This window comes from Sphingomonas chungangi (genome assembly GCF_013778325.1).
In the GTDB taxonomy this organism is placed as follows: domain Bacteria; phylum Pseudomonadota; class Alphaproteobacteria; order Sphingomonadales; family Sphingomonadaceae; genus Solisphingomonas; species Solisphingomonas chungangi.
Window position 1 is genome coordinate 499503 of sequence record NZ_JACEIB010000001.1, and the last position, 21489, is coordinate 520991.

Sequence of the window (21489 nt, forward strand, 5' to 3'; positions counted from 1 at the left end):
AGGATGATACTAGATCGGGAGGCCGGGTGGGGGAGCGGGCCGGTACCGCAATCCGACAAAAATGGTAAACGGGTGTGAACGGCCTATAAAGATTTGGCCGGTACGGTCGTCCTTGAAGCCGAGGACACGACCATGACGACGACGAGCTCGACCACGGGCAGCACCAGCACCGCCGCCACGACATCGACGACGAGCAGCAGCTCCTCGTCGTCCAGCAGCAATTCGTCGATCGGCTCGACGATCCTGTCGAGCCTGAACGCGAACGGTGCCAGCATCGACACGGGCTCGCTGGTCACCCAGCTGACGGCGGCACAGAAATCCTCGCTGGAAGATCCGATCACCGCGAAGCAGGCGACCAACACCGCGCAGATCAGCGCGGTGGCAACGCTCACCAGTGATCTCAACACCTTCTCGTCGTCGCTCAACACGCTGATCCAGGGCGGCACGCTGCAGACGCAGCCGGTCTCGTCCGACACCAGCGTGATGACGGTGTCGGCGGTGGCGGGCACGCCGGTCGGCGCGCTCAACCAATCGGTGACGGTGAACGCGCTGGCACAGGCGCAGACCGTGAAGTCGGCGACCTACAGCACCACGCAGGCGTTCAACACCGGCACCCTCACGCTGACCGTGGGCACGGGCTCGCCGGTCGCGATCAATATCGACAGCACGAACAACACGCTTTCCGGTGTTGCGCAGGCGATCAATTCGGCGGGCGCCGGCGTCACCGCCAGCATCATCACCGGATCGGACGGCACCGCCACGATGGTGCTCAAGGGCACGAGCGGCGCTGCCAACAGCTTCACGCTGGCTGCCGCCGACGATTCGACCGCAACCCAGCCGACCGGCGGCCAGTCGCTCTCCGCTCTGTCCTACGACGGCACCGCGTCCAGCGGCCTCACCCGGACGCAGGCCGCGCAGGATGCCAGCGTCACCGTCGACGGCGTGACCGTCACACGCAGCTCCAACACCTTCAACGACGTGATCCCCGGCGTTTCGATGACGCTGAGCAAGGTCGGCACCGTCAACCTGAGTTCGACGCGCCCGAACGACGCGATCACCGAGGCGGTCAACGATTTCGTCACCGCCTACAACCAGCTGCTTTCCGAGATCAATACGGACACGGCGGCATCCAGCGGCACCGCCTCCGCCGGCCCGCTGCGCGGCAACGCAGCGCTGCGCCAGCTCAAGACCCAGCTTTCGCAGCTGAGCACGACGCCGCTCAACGCATCGGGCTCGATCCGCACGCTGGCCGAACTCGGGGTCAAGACGGCGCAGGACGGTACGCTCTCGGTGGACAGCTCGACCCTGTCTTCGATGCTGACCAAATATCCCGACGACGTCGAGGCGATGTTCGTCACCTCGCAGTCGAGCAGCAGCGGCAAGGTGGTGATCACCAGTGCGGCGGGCTCGTCGGCGTCGGGCGTGTTCCAGGTTACCGGCCTCACCCCCGCCACCGGCGGCGGCAACGCGACCGGTTCGATCAACGGCATCCCCATGTCCGCCTCCAGCTGGAACCTGACCGCGGCCACCGGCCAGGGCGCCGACGGGCTGACCTTGCAGATCCTCTCGGGCACGCCGAGCACCGCGACGATCACCGTCAACCAGGGGCTGGGCGGCGTCCTCTCGTCGCTGATCGGCAGCCTGACGGCGACGTCGGGCGGCAAGCCGGTCGGTGCGATCGCCACGCTGTCGGACAGCCTCAACACGCAGAAGACAACACTCGCCGACCAGCTGACCAAGGCGGACGCGCAAGTGACGGTCTATCACGATCGCCTGGTCACCCAGTTCACCCAGATGAACACGCTGGTGAGCGGCTACAAGTCGACCCAGGCCTATCTCACCCAGCAGGTCGCGCTCTGGACGAACCCGAACGCCAGCTGATCCCTCTTCCAGCTTTGAACACAGGATTTCACCGCAATGTATGCGACCGGTTATGCCAGCAGCGCCAAAAAGAGCTATGCGAACGTCGACATCGGCGCGCGCGTCGAAGCCTCTTCGCCGCACCAGCTGGTGGTGGTGCTGTTCGAGGAGCTGCTCAAGAATCTCGACACGCTGATCGTCGGCCTCGGCGCGAACGGCACGCTCAACCGCTCGGGCGTGATTCTGCGGCGCGCGCGCGCGAATGCCATCCTGCTCGGTCTCGAAGGCAGTCTCGATCGCAAGCAGGGCGGCGAGATCGCGGCCGGGCTTTCCTCCATCTACCGGGAGGCGCGCCGCCTGATTGTGACCGGCAGCGACTCCAACGACGTCGAGCCGATCCAGCAGGCGCGCGCCATGATCGCCGAGATTTCCGGCGCTTGGTCGCAGATCGGGTAAGAGGCCAGGACCAAACCCGAGAGAAATTACCTCCGTTTAGGATTCATTTTGCGGATGACCTCCATCCGTTCCGGTGCAATACTGGAACAGAAATGGAACGGAGGTCTCGATGAACGCGCTTCCCGCCGACATCCCCTATCATCGCCTGCTGTCGCCGGCCGTGCTGCTGTTCGGCAACGATCAGGCCCGACGCGCGATGCTGGCCGATCGCATCGCGGGAAGCGGCGCGCGCGTCGTGGCCTCGGCACCGGTCGCCGATGCGCTGCCCCGGATCGAGCGTCAGGTGGCGGCGGCGGGCGTCGTTCTCGATATCATGGCCGACGAGGGCGCCGCGCTCGACCAGCTACTTGCGCGGATCGAGGCGATGGGCGTTGCGGCGGGGCGCCTCTTCGCGTTGCTGGTCGTACCTCCGGAGCTGATCGACATCGTCACCGCGCGCATATCCGGTACCACGGTGCGCATTCTGATCGCGCCGCGCGATGAGGAACTGGACGCGGCGTTCGCGGAGCTCGCCGAGCTGCCCTCGCCGTGGGTGGAGGAAGGCGGGGCCGCCGGCAAGCGCCGCCTTGCCGAGCTGAGCGAGGAGGTCGGCCGCATCGCTCGAATGCTGGCGAGCATGTCCGCCGACGAGGCCGAACGCGTGATCCCGGAGCCGCGCGCGTTGGCATCGGGCGACAGCGCACTCGTCCGTGCCTTCATCCGCCTGCGCCGGATGCGCGGCCAGCATTTCATTCCCGAGCTGTTCGCCGATCCTGCCTGGGACATCCTGCTCGATCTCACCGCCGCGCGGCTGGAGGGGCGGATGGTCGCCGTTTCCAGCCTCTGCATCGCCGCCGCCGTGCCGGCGACCACCGCGCTGCGCTGGATCACCCAGATGACCGAGCAGGCGATCCTGGTGCGCAAGCCCGACCCGACCGACGGCCGCCGCGTGTTCATCGGCCTGAGCGACGGCGCGGTCGCTGGGATGGACGCGTATCTGGCGGCGGCGAAGGGGGTGGTGGTGCCGGTGGGGTAGGGGCGTGCCGTCCCACTTGCAACGATACCGGTTTGCGTGAGACGCTCTTTCGAGCAAATGTCCTGCTCGGGGGCGGATTCGGCATGACGGCGCCAGCCAATCTCAAGGCATCGACTTCGGAGCGTCTCGAACGCGCCAAACTTGCCGCCGATATCCGGCTCAAGCGATTGGAGCTGGCGATTAGACGGGAAGAGTTGGACCTTGCCCAAGCCAAGGTCGCTTCCGAAAAGCAAAACGCGTCCGGGTTTCACATGCTGTTTTCGTCGACTGGTGTCGTGTTGATCGGCGCGGCCATCGGGCTTCTCGGCACGGCCGCCGGCAAGTACGGCGACTATGTGATCAAGAAGCGCGAGCAGGAAACCTCGGTAATTTTGAAGGCGAGCGACGTACCGGCGGGCCTCAGCCTGCAGCTACAGGCGGCGCAACGCGCGAAGAATCTGCTGTGGTTCTCCAAGGCTGGCTACATTGATTTGCCTGACGATTTTTCGCGGCAGCTGGAGCGAGATTCGGGCTTGAAGACGGGCGAGATACCGTCTGCGCCAATCGTCGAAACACCATCCAATGCGCCTTCCTCGAATAGCGTTCCGGGCGCCGCCGGGCTGAAGCTGATATCCGAATTCGAAGGCTTTCAAGCGACGCCCTACAAGGATCCCGCTGGATGGACAATGATAGGGGCCGAGCACAAATTGACCGACAAGGAATTGAATTCCGGTATCATCATGATTGCGGGGAAGCCCGTTCACTATCGGGATGGTATTTCTCCCGACCAATCCAAAGCATTGCTGATCCAGGATATGGCCCCCTATTATCAGGTGGTCGATAAGACAATCAGAGTGCATCTGACGACCGACCAACGCGATGCTCTCGCGTCGTTCGTACTGAATGTCGGGGCAGCGAATTTCACCCGTAGCCACATCCCGACACTGATCAACTCGGGACAGTTCGACAAAGTGCCCGATGAATTGAAACGCTGGACCAAGGCCGGCGGGAAGGAGATGTCGGGCCTCGTTCAGCGGCGCGCTGCAGAAGCATCGCTTTGGCAGAAGAAATGATCCGGGCGGAAGACGAGATTGCCGCAGGGCTGTCGCGATCGGAAGATTCAAGATGTGGTGGGCGGTGAGAGGATCGAACTCCCGACCCGCTCGGTGTAAACGAGCCGCTCTACCGCTGAGCTAACCGCCCACTGAGCGGGCGCCTATGCCCGCTCCTCCGTCCGTGCGCAAGCGCTCAGCCCAGCGGGCGCACCAGCCGGGTCGCGAGGCCGAGCCAGGGCGGATCGGCGATCACCTGCTGGCGGCCGCCGTTGGTAAGCGGCAGCACCTGCAGCTTGCCCGGCTCGCGGCCGATCAGCCGGCCGAAGAGGAAGCGGCCGGCCGGGCGCGGCAGCAGCACGTCGCGGTTGAGCGCCTGGCCGAAGGCGTCGGGCGCCAGCCGTTCCAGCCACACCGTGTCGCCCGCGCGATAGTCGCCGGCGCCGGCCTCGACGAGCAGCGCCAGCGCGCCCGCTTCCGGCCGGGGCGGGGTCGCGACCGAGCTCTGGCGCGGCGCCACCGCGCCGTTCGCGCCGAGGATCGCGGCGACGGGCAGGTCCACCGTGTCGGGCAGTTGCACGAGGTCCGCCGCCTCGACGCCGAGCGCCCTCGCGATGCGGTTCAGCCAGCCGACCGAGACGGTGCGCGTGCCCGTCTCCAGCCGGCCGATCGTCTGCGCCGTAGTCGGTGGATCGCAGCGCTCGGCCACTTCCGCCAGCGTCAGCCCCTTGGCTTTGCGCACGTCACGGATACGCGTGATCATGCCGAATCTCCTAACCCGAACGGTTACTCCCTTTCCTACAGCATATCCTTTGTGGCAAGTGGAGGCCAGCGTGGAACATAACAGGAACATTCTCATGGCCATGACTCTGAGCGAGCAGGCGAATCGGGTACTGGCAGCGCTGGCCGAGGGGCGATGCTTTGGCCGAAGGGAGGGCGGCTGGGCGGCCGGGCCGCTGATCGCGCCGCACGCGCTGGTCGCCGAGCTGGAGCGGCGCGACCTGCTGACGGTGGGCGACGCGCTGGCACTCGCTCCGGCGGGGCAGGCCTGGGCGCGGCGGCGGGCGGAAGTCGGCAACCGCCTGCTCGCCGAGCGCCCGTTGCCGCAGGATGGCCGGCCCCGCGACAAGGCGCGGCGCCCGGCCCGCAGCGTGACGGTGAACCTGGCCGAATCGCCGCTCGGCTGGCTGAAGGCGCGCGGGCTGGTCGACGCGCGGCAATATGAGGCGGGCGAGCGGCTGCGCGGCGACTGGACGGTGGCGGGCCTCGGTCCCCGCGTCACGATGCGCTGGGATGCGGGTGCCCGCTCGACCGGAGACGGCCTCGACCCCACGCTCGCCCAGATCGCGGCGAAGCGGCGGATGGAGGCCGCGCTGGATGCGGTCGGGCCAGGGCTGAAGGACGTGCTCTGGCGCATCGTCTGCGCGGGCGAGAGCATGGAGACGGCCGAACGCGCGCTCGGCTGGCCGGCGCGCGCGGGCCGCGTGGTGCTGACGCTGGCGCTCGACCGGCTGGCGGATTTCTATGGGCTGGGGTGAGCCCGTCACATGGAATCGCCAAGACCGGTGGCCGTTGGCCGGAAAGGCGTAATCCTGGGACTTTTCGCTAGGGCTCGGGGTGAGGTTTGTGGAAGCTCGATCCGATCCACTCCAGCAATTCGACGGCGGATGCCGTTGCACCGTCTCCACCTGCAGCTTGCACAAGCTTATCGTTCTGCCGGATATGCGACGCGGACGAATAGACCAGAAACGGCATATGCAGCCCCGCCTGACGAAGCGCGGTCAGCAAGGTGAGGCCAGCATGCCTGTCATAAATGCCATTTTCGTGGCGGCCCATATCGGAAATGACTGCGCCGACTTCGGCGAGTTGCCGCAGGACAGACATCGCTTCTTCGGTTGATCGGGCCTGACGAACGCTGATACCCTGATTTTCCAGCTGCGAGATTTCGAAAGCATTGTTTGTAGGCCTGTCGTCGACCCACAATATCGTCTTGCTTCGCCGTGCGCCAGATTCAAGCGAACGCGCTGGCCGATCCGCCCCGCCGGCGCCGGTCACGGACGGCGAAACCTCCGACCCCTCGGGCTCGTTCGCCGGCGATAGCGGGGCCTGGATGGGCAGGGCAGCAGCAGAGATAACGGCGCCCGGCATGGAGACACGCCGAAGCTCGATCACCTGAGTCTGCAGATCCTCGATCTGCTTGCTGAGCTGGCTGGTCGCATCCTGGACGCCGATCTCCATGCCCGCGACCTTGATGGAGAAAGTCGGCGATCCAACGATGGTCTTGATGGCTGGAAAGAGCTTCCACAGCATGATCGCCAGAATGAGCGGCCATGCGAGTGGGACGAGTGCTTTCGCAAGCTCGATGAAATCCTTGATGGTCATCCGCCGCCTTCGCTGATGCCGGGCGATGGTGTGCGCACGCGGGGGAAAGGTCAACGTGTGACAGCCGTCTCCCCATTGCCACAATTCCGCGCTACGTAAGGCGACGGCCCGGTCGTCCCGGGCCTGCGAGCGGGCGCCGCGTCGATGCGCCCCCGCCAACAACAAAAGAGAAGGAGACCTTCCGTTTGACCACCCATATCGAAGATATCCCCGCGATCCTCGATGAGCTCACCGAGCGCCACGAAGCATCGGCAGCCAACCTGCGTCGTGCGATCGCGGCCTTCATGGCCGACGGCAAGCTGCCCGAGGGCGTCGCCCGGGGCACCGGACAGTTCGCCTATCCGGAGTTGCGCGTCGATTATGAGGCGGCCGGCCCGATCCCGCGCTTCACCCGCGCCTATGCGCGGCTCAACCAGTCGGGCAGCTACGCCACCTCCATCACCCGCCCGCGGATGTTCCGCCGCTATCTGGAGGATCAGCTCGGCCTGCTCGTGCGCGACTACAAGGTGCAGATCTCGGTCGGCGTCTCCGACCAGGAAATCCCTTATCCCTATGTGCTGGACGGCAGCGAGGAACTCAGCCTCGATGGCGTGCAGGCGAGCGAGCTGGCGCGCTTCTTCCCGTCGGTGCGCCTGCACGACATCGGCGACGAGATCGCCGACGGCCTGTTCGCCTTCGAGCATGATCCGACCCGCCCGCTCGCGCTGTTCGAGGGGCCGCGCGTCGATTTCAGCCTGGCGCGGCTCAAGCATTACAGCGGCACGCCCGCCGAGGATTTCCGGCCCTACATCCTGTTCACCAACTATATCCGCTACGTGGACGAGTTCGTGGCCTGGGCGCTCGCCGAGCTGCGCAAGCCGGACAGCCCGTATGAGGCGCTGTCGGTGGCGGGCGGTGTGCTGATCACGCGCGAGACGCCCGATGCCGAGCGCGCCATCGTCGAGGGCAATTGGCGCAAGGTGCAGATGCCGGCCTATCACCTGATCGGGCCGGAAGGCGCCGGAGTGACCTTGGTCAACATCGGCGTCGGCCCGTCCAACGCCAAGACGATCTGCGACCATCTCGCGGTGCTGCGGCCCGAGGCGTGGCTGATGATCGGCCATTGCGGCGGGCTGCGCCCCAGCCAGACGATCGGCGACTACGTGCTGGCCCATGCGTATCTGCGCGACGATCACGTGCTGGACGACGTGCTGCCGGTCGAGATTCCGATCCCGCCGATCGCCGAGGTGCAGCAGGCGCTGTTCCACGCCGCCGAGCGCGTCTCGGGCGAGAGCGGCGAGGAGCTCAAGACCCGGCTGCGCACCGGCACGGTGGTGACCACCGACGATCGCAACTGGGAACTGCGCTACACTTTGTCGGCGCTGCGCTTCAACCAGAGCCGCGCGGTGGCGATCGACATGGAATCCGCGACGATCGCGGCGCAGGGCTATCGCTTCCGCGTGCCCTACGGAACGTTGCTGTGCGTGTCGGACAAGCCGATCCACGGCGAGATCAAGCTGCCGGGCCAGGCCAACCGCTTCTACGAGCGCGCGATCTCGCAGCATCTCAGGATCGGGCTGGAGACGATCGAATTGTTGAGGGCGGAGGGCGGCAAGCTCCACTCGCGCAAGCTTCGCAGCTTCGACGAGCCGCCGTTCAGGTGAGGTGAATTCCTCCGAGCTCGCTCCGGGAGGGGGACCACGCGAAGCGTGGTGGAGGGGAAATGCGCGGCGCCTGCCCCTCCACCACCGGCCTGCGGCCGGCGGTCCCCCTCCCCAAGACAAGCTTGAGGAGGAATTTCAGGTCACCCCACGAACGCGCGTTCGATCACGTAGTCGCCGGGCGCGGCGTTGGAGCCTTCCTTGAAGCCGAGCGCGTCGAGCATCGCCGCCTGCTCCTTGATCATCGCCATCGATCCGCACAGCATGATGCGGTCCTGCGAGGGATCGAGCTCAAGCGGGCCGGTCACCGGCGGGGCGAACAAGGTGCCGTTCTCGAACAGCGTGCCGATGCGCACGTTCGTGTGGAACGACTCACGCGTCACGGTCGGGACATAGTGAAGTTGGAGCAGCGCCTGGTCCTGCACCAGCGGATCGCCCGCGAGCTGGCCCTCCAGCACGTCGCGATAGGCGAGGTCGCTGACCCGGCGCACCGAATGAACCACGACGATCTGCGCGAACTGCTCGTACAGGTCCGGATCGCGGATCAGCGACATGAAGGGCGCGAGGCCGGTGCCGGTCGCGAGCAGGAACAGCCGGCGGCCGGGCAGCAGCGCGTCGGTGACGAGCGTGCCGGTCGGCTTGCGGCCGAGGAACACCGCGTCGCCCTCGTTGATCCCTTGCAGGCGCGAGGTCAGCGGGCCGTTCGGCACCTTGATCGAAAGGAACTCCAGCGTCTCGTCATAAGAGGGGCTGGCGATGGAGAAGGCGCGCAGCAGCGGGCGCTGGCCGTCGGGCAGGCCCAGCATCACGAACTCGCCCGAGCGGAAGCGGAAGCTCGCCGGGCGCGTGATCGAGAAGCTGAACAGATGCTCGTTCCAGTGATGGACCCGCGTGACCGTCTCGACGCTGAGCGCTCCGGTCGGTTCGAAGGCGTGGCGATCACTCACTGATACTTCTCCGTAAACGATTCCAAGGCGCCTGTATCGTTATTGCGGATTGTTCGCAACAAGGCGCGAGCATAGGTCGGCTCATGCCGTGTTGCGCTGCAAAATGCCAGTGCATTGTCGTATCAGGCGATTAACCTGCGCTTGGGCCTTCCGCTTGACGGCGCGGTCGCGCGATCTAGAGTTTCGCTGGCCGAACAGCGGCTTGGGGGCGCATGGGGATGAAGCTGCCGGATCATCTGCCGCCGCTCAGCGGCTGGTCGTTCCAGGTCTATCGGGTGCTGTGGGTCGTGCTGCTGATCCCGGCGATCGCGTCGGTGATGCTGAGCTATCGGGCGCAGGTCCGATACGAGGCCGCGTCCCGCGCCGATTATGCTGCAGGTATCTGGCTGGACCGAAGCACCGCCGGCGGTGCGCCGATCACGCCGATCAGCGACGAAGCGCATGCCAAGGTGCGCAAGGGCGATGTCCTGATCGCCGTCGCCGGCAAACCCGTGCCGAGCAACGAGATGCAATGGGCCGACATGCTCGCCGGCCTTGACGGGGCTCCGCTCGATCTTTTGATCCGGCATGTCGACGGATCGCGCTCGGCGATCACGCTGCGACGTGACAGCCATCTGATCGATCGCGTCTATGCGCGCAGTGGCATGAGCTATTCGGCCCGGGTCTGGCTAGCCTGGGGAACATCGACAGCTGCCAACTTACTGACGCTGGCGACCAGTCTGCTACTGTTCCTGCGGCGCCCGCGCGATCCCGTCGCGGCTCTGGTCGCGATCAGCGGCCTGCTGATCTGCGTCGATCCGGGAACGCTCTCGGCCGATCCTCCGCTGATCCTCTTCTATCTGCCTCAGGCGGTCATCAACATCGCGCTGACTGCGGCGATGGCGGCCTTCCCGGCGGGCAATATCCGCTCTCGCCTGACTCGCATGGTGATCGCCGCCGCCTTGCTGTCGGGCGGTTGCGAGATGTTGAAATACTGGCCGGGCGGCGCGATCGTCTCGGTGCTGTTCGAGGTGACGACGGCGTCCACGATCCTGCTGCTCGGAATTGCCGTCATCCTGAACTTCCGCGCGCTCGCGGCAGGGCTGCAGCGCCAGCAGATGAAGTTCGCGCTGCTCGGCTTCATCGGGGCGTGCCTGTTCACCCTGCTGGGCGCGCTGCTGGACGACCTGGCCTCGTTCTACATGGATGCGCCGTTGCGACCTTGGCTCTCGTTGTCATCCGATATCTTCGGCAACTTCGCCGGATGCTGCTTCGCCGGTGGCCTCCTCGTCTCGCTGCTGCGCTACCGGCTCTACGACGCCGACGCCCTGATCAGCCGATCGGCCGCCTATGCGGCGCTGACGCTGATGCTGGGCGCCGCCTTCGCCGCGTGCGAGCAGGTGATCGAGGTGTTCGGCGAGCGATATTTCGGCGATGGCGGCCAGGCGACCGCCGCCGGCCTCGCGGCGGCGGCGGCCGCGGTGCTGATCGCGCCGGCGCACAACCGCGTCCACCGCTGGACCGAGCAACGCTTCCAGCGCGCGCTCGCCAAGTTCCGGCGCGACCTGCCCGAGACGGTGAACGACATGCGCGAGTTCGCCTCGCTCGATCAGTTGCTTGCGACGGTCGCCTCGCAGCTCGAGCAGGGGGTGCGCGCGTCGCGGGCGGCGATCCTGCTGGGCGAGGGGGACGAGCCGCTGCGTATCGCGCTCACCCGCCATATGCAGACCGGCGAGATGGAGACGTGGTTGCAGGGCTGGGCGCCTTCGCACAACGACAATCTCCAGTGCGAGCGCGAGGATGCGATGTTCCCGCTGCGCCTGAGGCTCCATGCGACGGGGGCGGCGACGATTGGCTGGGTGCTGCTCGGCCCGCGCCCCGACGGCAGCTTCTTCGGCAAGGACGAGCGCGAGGCGCTGGCCGGCGTCGCCGATCCGGTGGCGCGCGCCATTCACATCGTCCGCCAGCGCGACGCGCGCGAGATACGGCTGACCGGGCGCATCGGCGTGCTGGAGGGCGAGGTCGCGCGGCTGGTGCGGCTGTTGAAGCCGGTGGGAGCCGCCTCTCCCGCCTGAGGCGGCGCTTGTGCCGATGGGCATTCGTGCGTACCGGCCCGGCCATGCTCTCCTATCGCGACATCACCATCCGCCTCGGCGGCCGCGCCATCATCGAGAATGCCTCGGCCGCGATCCCGCCCCGGGCGCGCGTCGGCTTCATCGGCCGCAACGGCGCCGGCAAGTCGACGCTGATGAAGGCGATCGCGGGCATGATCGAGAGCGACACCGGCGCGATCGACATGCCGAAGGGGGCAAGGTTCGGCTATCTCCGGCAGGATGCGCCGGGGGGGCCGGTCTCGGCGTTCGACACGGTGCTGGAGGCGGATACCGAGCGGGCGGCGCTCCTTACGGAAGCGGAGACCGAAACCGATCCCGATCGGCTCGGTCATATCTACGAGCGGCTCGATCAGATCGACGCCTATACCGCGCCGGCGCGGGCGGGCGTGATCCTCAAGGGCCTCGGCTTCGACGACGCGGCCCAGGCGCGACCGATGGAGAGCTTCTCGGGCGGCTGGCGGATGCGCGTGGCGCTGGCGAGCCTGCTCTTCACCAATCCGGACCTCCTGCTGCTCGACGAGCCGAGCAACCACCTCGATCTCGAGGCGGTGATGTGGCTGGAGGGATTCCTGCGCGCCTATCGCGGCACCATCCTGCTGATCAGCCACGAGCGCGACCTGCTCAACAATGTGGCGGATCACATCCTCCACCTCGATCGCGGGCAGACCACGCTCTACGTCGGCGGCTATGACAGCTTCGAGCGGCAGCGCGCCGAGCGGCTGGCGCAGCAGGCCTCGGCGCGTGAGAAGCAGCTCGCCGAGCGCGAGAAGCTGCAGGCCTTCGTCGATCGCTGGAAGGCCAAGGCCTCCAAGGCCAAGCAGGCGCAGAGCCGCGTCAAGGCGCTGGCGAGGATGCAGCCGATCGCGGCGGTGGCGGAGGATCCGTCGCTCAGCTTCGGCTTCCCCAATCCGGAGGGGCTGCGGCCGCCGCTGCTGACGCTGGACAAGGCGGCGGTCGGCTACGAGCCGGGCAAGCCGATCCTGCGCAATCTCGGGCTGCGGCTCGATCCCGATGACCGGGTGGCGCTGCTCGGTCGCAACGGCAACGGCAAGACCACGCTCGCCAAGCTGATCGCCGGGCAGTTGCCCACGATGGAGGGCGCGATGAACACCGCCTCCAAGATGTCGGTCGGCTATTTCACCCAGTATCAGGTCGAGGAGCTCGATCCCGACGACACGCCGGTCGATCATATGGGCCGGATGATGAAGGGGGCGACGCCGGGCGCGGTGCGCAACCATCTCGGCCGCTTCGGTTTTTCGGGGGACAAGGCGGTCACCAAGACCGGCAAGCTTTCGGGCGGCGAGCGCGCGCGCCTGGCGCTCGCGCTGGTGACGCATGCGGCGCCGCACCTGCTGATCCTCGACGAGCCGACCAACCACCTCGACGTCGATACCCGCGAGGCGCTGGTGCAGGCGCTGGCCGAGTATCGCGGCGCGGTGGTGGTGGTGAGTCACGACCGGCACATGCTGGAAATGGTGGCCGACCGGTTGTTCCTGGTCGACAACGGCACCGCCACCGAGTTCGACGGAACGATCGAGGATTATGCGAAGCTGATCGTCTCGGGCGGCGGCGAGGCATCCAAAGCCGATTCGCCTGCGGGATCGAAGAAGGAAGATCGCAAGGCGGCGGCCGAGCGGCGCGAGGCGACCGCCGGCCTGCGCAAGAAGGTGAAGGAGGCCGAGGCCGAAATCCAGCGGCTCGCCAAGGCGCTGGCGGATATCGACGCGGCGCTCGCGGGTTCGCCGCCGCCATCGCTCAAGCTGATGACGATGGGCCAGCTGATGAAGCGGCGCGGCGATGTCGAGCGGCTGCAGGAAGCGGTCGAGGCTGAATGGATGGAAGCCAGCGAGGCGCTGGAGGCATCCGCTTAATAACCATATACGCACTTTTATCTTGACATCGTCACGCTCATCTGGCACAAGGTGAGCACGCTGAGGAATTGCGTCGAGGGCCGGGCGGTGGTGACACCGTGACCGGCCCTCGGCATGTCTGGAGGGGGCGATGGCGACGAAGCGGACGGTGGTCCCCGCGGGGCCGGTCAAGTGGACCAAGACGCGCGAGCGCACCTTTCTCGAGCATCTCGCGCTCAGCTCGAATGTCGCGGCGTCGGAGCGGGTGGCGCTGGTGCCGCCGGGCGCGGCCTACAAGCACCGGATCCGGTCGGCCGATTTTCGCCGCAACTGGGAGGTCGCTCTGACCGAGGGCTATGCGCGGCTCGAACTCGCGATGCTCGAACGCGCGATCAACGGCGTCACTGTCGAGGTCACCAGGAGCGGCGTCACCACGAAGAAGATCGAATATTCCGAAGGCATGGCGATGACGCTGCTCAAGGCGCATCGATCCTCGGTTACGGCGATCGCCGCAGGGCAGGCCGCCGATGCGATCGACGCCGACGTGCTGGCGGTGATCGACGGCATGGCCCGGCGCATCGGCCATGACGGGTAAGCGGTCGCTGCGCACGCTCACGGCGGGTCAGCTGGCACGCATGGGCGAAGTGCGCCGCCATGCCGCTTTCGAAGGGACGACGGATTCCGAACGCGAGTTGCTCAGGCGGCATTGGCCGTTCTGGGCGATGCCCGGCCAGCTGCCCCCGTCGGGCGATTGGCGGGTGTGGCTGTTGATGGCGGGACGCGGTTTCGGCAAGACGCGCGCGGGTGCGGAGTGGGTGCGGGGCATCGCCGAGGCGGACGGCACCGCCCGGATCGCGCTGGTGGCCGCCACGCTGTCCGAGGCGCGACAGGTGATGGTGGAGGGTGCCAGCGGGCTGCTGGCGGTCGCCAGCCCGATGCGCCGCCCGGTCTGGGAGCCGTCGCTGCGCCGGTTGCGCTGGCCGAACGGGGCGGTCGCGCGTCTGTACGGAGCGAGCGAACCGGAGGCATTGCGAGGGCCGCAGCATAGCCATGCATGGTGCGATGAGATCGCCAAATGGCCGTTCGCCCAATTGGCGTGGGACAATCTCGCGCTCGGTCTGCGCATCGGCGAGCGTCCGCGGATCGTCGCGACCACCACGCCACGGCCGGTGCCCCTGCTCCGCGCTCTGATGGAGCGCGGCGACGTGGTGAGGACCGGCGGGCGGACGAGCGACAACAAGGATCATCTCTCTGCCGACTTCATTGCCGCTGTAACGACCGATTATGCCGGCACCCGGCTCGGCCGGCAGGAGCTGGACGGCGAGCTGGTCGAGGAGATCGAGGGGGCGCTCTGGCCCCGCGCGCTGATCGAGCGGTGCCGGGTGCGGGAGATGCCCGATCCGGTGCGTATCGTGATCGGGGTCGATCCGCCGGCCGGCGCCGGGGCGGGATCGGATGCGTGTGGGATCGTCGTCGCGGCGCTGGGGCGCGACGGCATCGGCTATGTGATCGAGGATGCCAGCGTGCAGGGCCGCGCGCCGGAGGGGTGGGCGGCAGCGGTCGTCTCGGCGGCGCGGCGGCATCATGCGGATCGCGTGATCGCAGAAGCCAATAACGGCGGCGCGATGGTGGAAAGCGTGTTGCGCGCCGGGGATGCCGCGCTGCCCGTGCGGCTGGTCCACGCCTCGCGGGGCAAGGCGGCGCGGGCCGAGCCGGTGTCGGTGCTCTACGAGCGAGGGCAGGTGCGGCATGTCGGCGCCTTCCCGGCAATGGAGGACGAACTCGCCGGCTTCACGCTGGACGGCGGCTATCAAGGTCCCGGCCGCTCGCCCGATCGCGCCGATGCGCTGGTCTGGGCGCTGACCGCGCTGCTGCTCGAGCGGCGCGGCACGCCGGGCCTGAAACTGCTCTGACATCCGGATTTCTTTCGGGAGACTTTCATGCGCTTGTTCAACTGGAAGACCACGCGGGCGACCGCGCGGCCGGCGCTGACGCGTGCCTTCGGATCGATACCGGCGCCGCATGGCGACTGGCCGTCGGGCTACGAGGCGCAGGCACGGGCCGCCTATCTCGGCAATGCCGTCGCGCAGCGTGCTGTGCGGATCGTCGCGGAGGGGGCGGGTAGCGTCACTGTCGATGTCACGCCGGAGGAGAATCCGGCCGCCGCGCTGATTTCCGGCGGGCTGATCGAGACGGTCGCTACCCACCTGCTGCTCCACGGCAACGCCTATATCCAGATCGTCGGCGATGCCGATGGAATGCCGGCGATGCTCTTCCCGCTCCGTCCGGAGCGGGTGACGGTGGAGCCCGATGCGATCGGCTGGCCGGTGGCCTATTGCTACCGCGCGGCGGGCAATGCGATCCGCATCCCGGCCACCGCGCCGGACGGCAGGCCGGGGCTGATCCATATCCGCGCCACGCATCCGCTCGACGATCATTATGGCCTCGGCAGTCTCGGTGCCGCGTCCGGCCCGGTGGCGATCCACAACGCCGCGACCCGCTGGAACAAGGCGCTGCTCGACAACGCCGCGCGGCCTTCCGGTGCCCTGGTCTACGAACCCGGAGAACCGGGCGCGACGCTCACCGCCGACCAGCTCGAACGCCTGCGCGCCGAGATGGAGGCGAGCTTCGCCGGTGCCGGCAACGCAGGGCGCCCGATGCTGCTGGAAGGCGGGCTCAAGTGGCAAGCGCTGAGCCTCACGCCCGCCGACATGGATTTCATCAACCTCAAGGCCGCGGCCGCGCGCGAGATCGCGCTGGCCTTCGGGGTGCCGCCGATGATGCTCGGCCTGCCGGGCGACAACACCTATGCCAATTACAGCGAGGCGAACCGGGCGCTCTGGCGGCTCACCATCTTGCCGCTGGCGAACAAGATCGTTGCGGCGCTCGCCGTCGGCCTCGCGGCCTGGTGGCCGGATCTGAAGCTGGCGATCGATCTCGACGCGATCCCGGCGCTGGCGAGCGACCGGGCGGCGCTCTGGGCGCAGCTCGCCGACGCCGATTTCCTGAGCGACGACGAGAAGCGCCAGATGCTCGGCTTCGCTCCGAAGGAGGCGCAGCCATGATCCCGGAAACCGAAAGCGCGCTGCTCGCCCGTCTCGTCGAGCAGGGACGCAGCGAAGGCGCCGACCTGCTGACGCTGCGCGCCGTCGCCGAGGAAGCGAGCGAGCTCGGCGCGGCGCGGGCGCTGGAGCGGCTCGGCCTCGCCGACCCTTCCGCCCGCGCCGATCTCGACGAATTGCGCGAGCTGCTCTCCGCCTGGCGCGATGCCAAGCGCACGGCGCGCAATGCCGTGGCGGCCTGGGTGGTGCGGATCCTTTGCGCGCTCGTCATGCTTGGCATGGCGGTGAAGCTCGGCCTCGTGCCGCTGGTGCGCGGATGACGCTGCGCTTCGCCGGCTATGCCGCCTTGTTCGACAAGGTCGATCGCGGCGGCGACGTTATCCGTCGGGGTGCCTTCGCCCGCGCTCTGGAGGGCGGGAGGAGCGTGCCCTTGCTCTGGCAGCACCGCCCCGAGCGCCCGATCGGCCGGATCGAGAGCCTGTCCGAAGATGCGCGCGGCCTGCGCGTGATCGGGCGCTTAACCCCCGATGCCGGCCACGCCGCAGAGGCAGCCGCCTTGCTCCGCGACGGTGCCGTCGGCGGCCTGAGCTTCGGCTACCGCGTGCGCGCCAAGGAGCCGCACCCGCGCGGTCGCACGCTCACCGATCTCGATCTGGTCGAGGTCTCGCTGGTGACTTTCCCGATGCAGCCCGGTGCGCGGGTCCATGCCGTCCACGAGGAGGACACGAATGTCTGAGGAGAACTTCATGTACGAGACCAAGAACGATCCGCTCGAGGCGAGCTTCGCCGGCGCCGACGACATCGCCGAGCTGCGTGCCGGCATGGCGGCGCTGAAGGCCAAGCTCGACGCCGGCACCATCGTCGCCGCCCGCGCGCCGCTTTCCGGGGCGGCCGCGCCCGAGGCCAAGCAGTTCGTCGACCGCTACCTTCGCCACGGCAATGCCGCCGGCATCGAGGTGAAGGCGATCGACGGCACCGCCGATTCCACGGGCGGCTATGCCGTGCCGCAGGAGATCGACGCGGCGATCGCCTCCACGCTGTCCAACATCTCGCCGATCCGCGGCATCGCCAATGTCGTGACGGTGGGCTCGGCGGGCTATCGCAAGCTGGTGACGTCGGGCGGCATCACCTCGGGTTGGGCGGCCGAGGACGCCGCGCGGGCCGAGACCGCGACGCCGGTGTTCAACGAAATCGCGCCACCGATGGGCGATCTCTTCGCCAATCCGGCGGCGACGCAGGCGATGCTCGACGATGCGGCCTTCGATCTCGAGGGCTGGCTGGCCGGCGAGATCGCGCAGGAGTTCGCCCGCGCCGAGGGCGCCGCCTTCGTCAACGGTGACGGCGTCAACAAGCCCAAGGGCTTCCTGCAGGTGCCGCACACATCGCAGGTGGACGGAGTGCGTCCGTTCGGCACGATCCAGTATCTCTATACCGGCGTCGACGGCGCCTTCCCGGCGGACGAGCCCGAGGACCTGCTGATCGATCTCGTCCAGTCGCTGCGCGCGCCCTACCGCCAAGGGGCGGTGTTCGTGATGAACGCCGCGACGCTCGCCGTCATCCGCAAGATGAAGACCACGGAGGGCCAGTTCCTCTGGTCGCCCGGCCTCGTCACCGGCCAGCCCGATACGCTGCTCGGCTATCCCGTGGTGGAGGCGGGCGACATGCCGGACATCGGACCGGGCACCACGCCGATCGCCTTCGGCAACTTCAACGCCGGCTACCTCATCGCCGAGCGGGGCGAGACGGCGATCCTGCGCGATCCGTTCAGCCACAAGCCCTTCGTCCACTTCTACGCGACCCGCCGGATCGGCGGCGCCGTGGCCAATTCGGAGGCGATCAAGCTGATCAGGTTCTCGGCGAGCTGATCTCCCCTTTCCGCCGAGACTGCCTGGCCCGCGCGATCCGTATCGCGCGGGCCTTTTCTTTCCTGTCCTGCCGGAGTGCGCCTTATGCTGATGAAGTCGCCGCACGCGACACTCGATTATCGCGTGGAGTGGCCGCGTGCGCGGCTGCTCGGCGTCGCGATCGAGGAGAGCGCCTGGACCTGCCGCCCCGAAGGCCTGACGATCGATCCGGTCGAGTCCGCGCCGGGCATCACCGCCGTGCGGATCGGCGGCGGGGAGCGGGGCGTCGTCTATTGCCTCGTCAACCGCGTGACGCTGGCCGACGATCGCACGCTGACGCGCTCGCTCGATCTGGAGGCGGCGTGATGGCCGCGCCCGAGCAGGCTGTGGCCGATGCCAAGGCCTATCTGCGCATCGACGGCAGCGACGAGGACGCGCTGCTGGCGACGCTCGCCGGTGTTGCGATCGGTCTGTGCGAGCGCTTCACCGGCCTCGCCCTGATCTCCGGCGAACGGTCCGACACTATTCCGGCGTGCAGCCCCGAATGGCAGCGGCTTCCCGCGACCCCGGTGAGCGTGATCGCCTCGGTGGCGACGCTCGATCCGGCAGGCGTGGCGACGGCGCTGCCGGTCGAAGCATATGCGATCGACATCGATGCCTCCGGAGACGGCTGGGTGCGGCTGACCGCGCCGTCCGTCGCGAGCCGTCTGCTGGTCGGCTACACCGCCGGCCTCGCCGCGGACTGGCCCTCGCTGGCCGAGCCGCTGCGGCAGGGTGTGCTTCGCCTCGTCGCCCACCTCTATGCACATCGCGACGCGGCGGACGATGCCGGGCCGCCCGCCGCCGTCGCGGCGCTGTGGCGCCCCTATCGCCGGATGCGGCTGGCATGAGCGCCGAATTCGCCGGTGCGCTGACCCAGCGCGTCGCCATCCTGCGCCGCTCCGCCGATCGCGACGATCTGGGCGGTGCTGCTGGCGACTGGTCGGTCGTCGCGGGCGCCTGGGCGGCGCTCGAGCCGATCACGGCCGCTGCCTGGGGCGAAGGCGACCTGCCGACCGCGACGCCGCGCTGGCGGGCCGTGCTGCGGGTCGGGGCCGACGTCGCGCCGGGGGACCGGCTGCAATGGCGCCTGCTGCTGCTCACCGTCCGCACGGTCGGGACCGATCCCGCCTGGCCCGATCGCATCGCCCTGACCCTGGAGGAGGATCGATGACCGATATCCGTCTGTCCCCCGCCGTCGCCGCCGCGCTTGCCGGCGCCGAGGCGCGCGTCGCCGCCGTCGTCGCGGCCGAAGTCCCCGCCGATGTGCGTGTCTCGCTCGTTGGGGGCGGTATCGCACTGACCGGCCGCGATCTGGCGACCCGCTCGCTCACCGACGCGCGGTTGCGCGACTTCGCCGGGCTGGTGCGATGAGCACGGCCGCCGAGGCGTTGCAATGCGCACTGGTCGCGACGCTCCGTGCGGCGTCGTTCGACGTCACCGGCATCTACGATGGCCCGCCCGCCGATGCGGTTTGCCCGTACATCGCCGTCTCGGACGGCTCGACGACCGACTGGAGCCACAAGACGGGGCGCGGCCGCGAACATCGCCTGTCGATCGCGATCTGGGATGACGGCGCGACGCCTGCCCGGCTCCACGCCCTGCTCGGCCAGACGCAGGACATGATCGAGGCGATGTCGCACGATCTCGACGGGCACCGCATCGCCAGTCTCGTCTTCCTGCGCGCCCGCATCGTCCGCGATCCCGATGGGCCGTGGGCAGGCCGGCTCGATTACCGCGTCCGCACTCTCGAAAACTGAGGAGACATCGATATGCCCGCAGAAAGCGGCAGCGCCTTCCTGCTCAAGGTCGGCGACGGCACCGCCACGCCCGTTTACTCCACCGTCGCCGGGCTGCGTACGACGCAGCTTTCGATCGCCGGCGAGCTGGTGGCGATCACCAACAAGGACAGCGGCGGGTGGCGCGAACTGCTCTCCGGCGCCGGTACGCGCAGCGTCTCGGTGGCGGGCAGCGGCGTGTTCACCGGATCGGCGGCGGAGGCGCGGCTGAAGGCCAATGCGCTCGCCGGCACGATCGACGATTATCGACTGAGCTTCGAGAGCGGCGACACGATCACCGGTCGCTTCCTGCTGACCAAGCTCGATTATTCGGGCGATTTCAACGGCGAGCGCGCCTATACGCTGGCGCTCGAATCTTCTGGTCCCGTGGTGTCGGCATGAGCGATGCCGCAAACCCCGCGCGGGGCGAAACCGCGCTCACCGTCGGCGACCAGACACTCACCGTCCGCCCCAGCTTCGCGGCCCTGGTCGCCGCCGAGCAGCAGGTGGGGCCGCTCTTCGCGCTGGTCGAGCAGGCCGCCGCCGGCAAGCTCACGCTCGCCGATACGGTGACTTTGATCTTCCACTGCCTCGTCGGCAGGCCCGACGATCTGACCAGCGAGAGCTTCGGGGATCAGGTGGTCGAGGCCGGCATCGCGGTGCTGACCCCGGTGCTGCGCACGCTGCTCGGGCAGATCGTGAAGGGGCTGTGAGCCTCTTCGCCGAACAGGCTGCGCGCCTCGCCGGCATCGCGGGCGCGCTCGCCGGGTGGCGGCCGGACGAGTTCTGGCGCGCCACCCCGGCGGAGCTGGAAACGGTACTGAGCGCGCTCGCCGGGCCGCAAGCGGCGGGCGAGGCCCCGCCCGATGCCCTGACGATCGCGGCCCTGAAGGAGCAATTCCCCGATGGATGAGACGGTAGAGACGCTGCTGATCGGCGTGCGCGCCGACACGCAGACCTTCGCGCAGGACACGGCGGCGATGCAGGCGTCGCTGCAGACCTCGCTCGGCACCGGCGCGGACCGGGCGGCGACCTTGATCGAGAATGGCCTGGCGCGGGCCGTGCGATCGGGCAAGCTCAGCTTCGCGGATCTGGAGCAGACCGCGCTGTCGGTTCTGTCCGAGATCGCCGCGCAGGCGGTGAAGAGCGGGATCGCGGCGCTGCTGGGTGGCGGCTCGGGTGGCTCCGGCGACGGCGGACTGCTGTCACTCGGCACCGGCCTGCTGACATCGGTGCTCGGTCTGCCGGGCCGCGCGACGGGCGGGCCGGTCTCGCCCGGTCGCCCCTATGTCGTCGGCGAGCAGGGGCCGGAGCTGTTCGTGCCCACCTCCGCCGGTAGTATCGCCACCGCCGGTTCCGCCCCGGCGCGCGACGTGCGCGTCGCGATCAGCATCAACGCGCCGACCGGCACCGAGCCGCGCGCGCTCGCGCAATCGAGCCGGCAGGTGGCACGCGCCGTCTCGCGCGCGCTCGCCATGGCGGATCGCTGACC

General features: G+C 68.3%; 27 protein-coding genes and 1 tRNA gene. 23 read left to right on the forward strand and 5 right to left on the reverse strand.

Going from position 1 to position 21489, the window contains the following annotated elements:
• Positions 1–83 precede the first annotated feature (83 nt).
• Positions 84–392 carry a hypothetical protein gene (locus HZF05_RS22250; RefSeq protein ID WP_343046820.1) on the reverse strand — a complete coding sequence of 103 codons (309 nt, stop codon included), beginning with the start codon at positions 390–392 and terminating at the stop codon, positions 84–86.
• Here HZF05_RS22250 and fliD point away from each other — a divergent pair.
• The 4 genes from fliD (at position 325) to HZF05_RS02530 (ending at position 4383) form a co-directional block, all read left to right on the forward strand.
• Positions 325–1881, forward strand: coding sequence for a flagellar filament capping protein FliD (gene fliD / locus HZF05_RS02515; protein ID WP_343046819.1), 1557 nt, complete (start codon positions 325–327; stop codon positions 1879–1881). The genes HZF05_RS22250 and fliD overlap by 68 nt on opposite strands.
• Before the next feature lie 36 nt (positions 1882–1917).
• Positions 1918–2316, forward strand: a complete 399-nt coding sequence (locus HZF05_RS02520) for a flagellar export chaperone FliS (protein ID WP_160365033.1) — start codon at positions 1918–1920, stop codon at positions 2314–2316.
• Between the two features lie 109 nt (positions 2317–2425).
• Entirely contained in the window at positions 2426–3331 is a 906-nt protein-coding gene (locus HZF05_RS02525) for a helix-turn-helix domain-containing protein (RefSeq protein WP_160365034.1), read from the forward strand.
• A gap of 32 nt (positions 3332–3363) precedes the next feature.
• A complete protein-coding gene (locus HZF05_RS02530; protein ID WP_160365035.1) occupies positions 3364–4383 on the forward strand; it encodes a lysozyme in 1020 nt (339 codons plus the stop codon).
• A gap of 55 nt (positions 4384–4438) precedes the next feature.
• Here the strand turns inward: HZF05_RS02530 and HZF05_RS02535 are convergent.
• Positions 4439–4513: transfer RNA gene (locus tag HZF05_RS02535), tRNA-Val, on the reverse strand.
• Positions 4514–4558: 45 nt separating this feature from the next.
• Positions 4559–5125, reverse strand: a complete 567-nt coding sequence (locus HZF05_RS02540) for a helix-turn-helix domain-containing protein (protein ID WP_160365036.1) — start codon at positions 5123–5125, stop codon at positions 4559–4561.
• A 337-nt stretch (positions 5126–5462) separates the two neighbouring features.
• On the opposite strand from HZF05_RS02540, the gene HZF05_RS21695 reads away from it, so the two are divergent.
• Positions 5463–5900, forward strand: a complete 438-nt coding sequence (locus tag HZF05_RS21695) for a DUF6456 domain-containing protein (RefSeq protein ID WP_160365247.1) — start codon at positions 5463–5465, stop codon at positions 5898–5900.
• A gap of 67 nt (positions 5901–5967) precedes the next feature.
• Here the strand turns inward: HZF05_RS21695 and HZF05_RS02550 are convergent, their stop codons facing one another.
• Entirely contained in the window at positions 5968–6744 is a 777-nt protein-coding gene (locus HZF05_RS02550; protein ID WP_160365037.1) for a response regulator, read from the reverse strand.
• Between the two features lie 185 nt (positions 6745–6929).
• On the opposite strand from HZF05_RS02550, the gene HZF05_RS02555 reads away from it, so the two are divergent.
• Positions 6930–8387, forward strand: a complete 1458-nt coding sequence (locus HZF05_RS02555) for an AMP nucleosidase (protein ID WP_160365038.1) — start codon at positions 6930–6932, stop codon at positions 8385–8387.
• 140 nt (positions 8388–8527) lie between these two features.
• Here the strand turns inward: HZF05_RS02555 and HZF05_RS02560 are convergent, their stop codons facing one another.
• Entirely contained in the window at positions 8528–9331 is an 804-nt protein-coding gene (locus HZF05_RS02560) for a ferredoxin reductase domain-containing protein (protein ID WP_160365039.1), read from the reverse strand.
• Positions 9332–9549: 218 nt separating this feature from the next.
• Between HZF05_RS02560 and HZF05_RS02565 the strand changes: the two genes are divergently transcribed.
• From HZF05_RS02565 to HZF05_RS02645, 17 genes are all read left to right on the forward strand, one after another.
• Entirely contained in the window at positions 9550–11385 is a 1836-nt protein-coding gene (locus HZF05_RS02565) for a hypothetical protein (RefSeq protein WP_160365040.1), read from the forward strand.
• Positions 11386–11429: 44 nt separating this feature from the next.
• Positions 11430–13295: an ABC-F family ATP-binding cassette domain-containing protein gene (locus HZF05_RS02570; protein WP_160365248.1), complete on the forward strand. Its 1866-nt coding sequence runs from the start codon at positions 11430–11432 to the stop codon at positions 13293–13295.
• A gap of 130 nt (positions 13296–13425) precedes the next feature.
• A complete protein-coding gene (locus HZF05_RS02575; RefSeq protein ID WP_160365041.1) occupies positions 13426–13869 on the forward strand; it encodes a hypothetical protein in 444 nt (147 codons plus the stop codon).
• A 40-nt stretch (positions 13870–13909) separates the two neighbouring features.
• Positions 13910–15187: a DNA-packaging protein gene (locus tag HZF05_RS02580; protein ID WP_160365249.1), complete on the forward strand. Its 1278-nt coding sequence runs from the start codon at positions 13910–13912 to the stop codon at positions 15185–15187.
• A gap of 27 nt (positions 15188–15214) precedes the next feature.
• Positions 15215–16339: a phage portal protein gene (locus HZF05_RS02585; RefSeq protein ID WP_160365042.1), complete on the forward strand. Its 1125-nt coding sequence runs from the start codon at positions 15215–15217 to the stop codon at positions 16337–16339.
• Positions 16336–16656 (forward strand): DUF6127 family protein, encoded by a 321-nt coding sequence (locus HZF05_RS02590; RefSeq protein ID WP_160365043.1) that lies wholly within the window; start codon positions 16336–16338, stop codon positions 16654–16656. Before HZF05_RS02585 ends, HZF05_RS02590 begins: the two co-directional genes overlap by 4 nt.
• Positions 16653–17072, forward strand: a complete 420-nt coding sequence (locus HZF05_RS02595) for an HK97 family phage prohead protease (RefSeq protein WP_160365044.1) — start codon at positions 16653–16655, stop codon at positions 17070–17072. Before HZF05_RS02590 ends, HZF05_RS02595 begins: the two co-directional genes overlap by 4 nt.
• Positions 17073–17082: 10 nt before the next feature.
• Positions 17083–18201 carry a phage major capsid protein gene (locus HZF05_RS02600; protein ID WP_160365250.1) on the forward strand — a complete coding sequence of 373 codons (1119 nt, stop codon included), beginning with the start codon at positions 17083–17085 and terminating at the stop codon, positions 18199–18201.
• 90 nt (positions 18202–18291) lie between these two features.
• Positions 18292–18546, forward strand: a complete 255-nt coding sequence (locus HZF05_RS02605) for a phage fiber-tail adaptor protein (protein WP_160365045.1) — start codon at positions 18292–18294, stop codon at positions 18544–18546.
• Positions 18546–19070, forward strand: coding sequence for a head-tail connector protein (locus tag HZF05_RS02610; protein ID WP_160365046.1), 525 nt, complete (start codon positions 18546–18548; stop codon positions 19068–19070). Before HZF05_RS02605 ends, HZF05_RS02610 begins: the two co-directional genes overlap by 1 nt.
• On the forward strand, positions 19067–19393 hold the full coding sequence (locus tag HZF05_RS02615) for a phage head completion protein (RefSeq protein ID WP_160365047.1): 327 nt from the start codon (positions 19067–19069) through the stop codon (positions 19391–19393). Before HZF05_RS02610 ends, HZF05_RS02615 begins: the two co-directional genes overlap by 4 nt.
• Entirely contained in the window at positions 19390–19593 is a 204-nt protein-coding gene (locus tag HZF05_RS02620) for a hypothetical protein (RefSeq protein WP_160365048.1), read from the forward strand. Before HZF05_RS02615 ends, HZF05_RS02620 begins: the two co-directional genes overlap by 4 nt.
• Positions 19590–19979 carry a DUF3168 domain-containing protein gene (locus tag HZF05_RS02625; RefSeq protein WP_160365049.1) on the forward strand — a complete coding sequence of 130 codons (390 nt, stop codon included), beginning with the start codon at positions 19590–19592 and terminating at the stop codon, positions 19977–19979. The genes HZF05_RS02620 and HZF05_RS02625 overlap by 4 nt, the downstream gene beginning before the upstream one ends.
• A gap of 12 nt (positions 19980–19991) precedes the next feature.
• Positions 19992–20399, forward strand: coding sequence for a phage major tail protein, TP901-1 family (locus HZF05_RS02630; RefSeq protein WP_160365050.1), 408 nt, complete (start codon positions 19992–19994; stop codon positions 20397–20399).
• A complete protein-coding gene (locus HZF05_RS21700) occupies positions 20396–20710 on the forward strand; it encodes a gene transfer agent family protein (RefSeq protein WP_160365051.1) in 315 nt (104 codons plus the stop codon). Before HZF05_RS02630 ends, HZF05_RS21700 begins: the two co-directional genes overlap by 4 nt.
• Positions 20707–20910, forward strand: coding sequence for a phage tail assembly chaperone (locus HZF05_RS21705; RefSeq protein ID WP_160365052.1), 204 nt, complete (start codon positions 20707–20709; stop codon positions 20908–20910). Before HZF05_RS21700 ends, HZF05_RS21705 begins: the two co-directional genes overlap by 4 nt.
• Positions 20903–21487 (forward strand): tail tape measure protein, encoded by a 585-nt coding sequence (locus HZF05_RS02645; protein ID WP_160365053.1) that lies wholly within the window; start codon positions 20903–20905, stop codon positions 21485–21487. Before HZF05_RS21705 ends, HZF05_RS02645 begins: the two co-directional genes overlap by 8 nt.
• Positions 21488–21489 lie beyond the last annotated feature (2 nt).